The 446-nt window shown below is 50.7% G+C and carries 1 protein-coding gene; it reads left to right on the forward strand.

Annotation, left to right across the window (positions count from 1 at the left end):
* Positions 1–24: 24 nt before the first annotated feature.
* Positions 25–446 (forward strand): ABC transporter permease (locus tag ACYVTD_RS16830; RefSeq protein ID WP_461248798.1); only part of this gene is annotated, 422 nt, incomplete at its 3' end.

Consider the following 446-nt stretch of genomic DNA (forward strand, 5'->3'; position numbering starts at 1 on the left):
TTCCATAGCCCCTATGCGCTGGCCTTGTTCGCTGGGCTGCTAGGAGGGGCGCTCTGCGGGGCCTTTAACGGTTTTCTGGTAGCCGTTCTGAAAATCCAGCCTATGATCGCGTCTCTGATACTTTTTACATGCGGCCGCTCAATCGCAAAACTGATCACCTACAGCCAGACCGTTTACATTATGAACCCCGTGTATAAATACCTGGGGGTTCAAATACCCGGCATCCCGATAAGGACAACGATTATCGTATCCATTCTTATGGTCGTGATAGTTATGCTTATCGTAAAACTGACAAGCCTTGGGTTGTATATCGAAAGCATAGGCATAAACAGTTCGGCGGCCCGCCTTGTGGGAATGAACTCCGCCCTCATCAAATTCATGACCTTTGTGATCTGCGGCGTATTGGCGGCTGTGGCGGGCCTTATGGGATCGAGCAGTATCGGAAG

It is taken from the genome of Treponema sp. R6D11, from assembly GCF_054786075.1.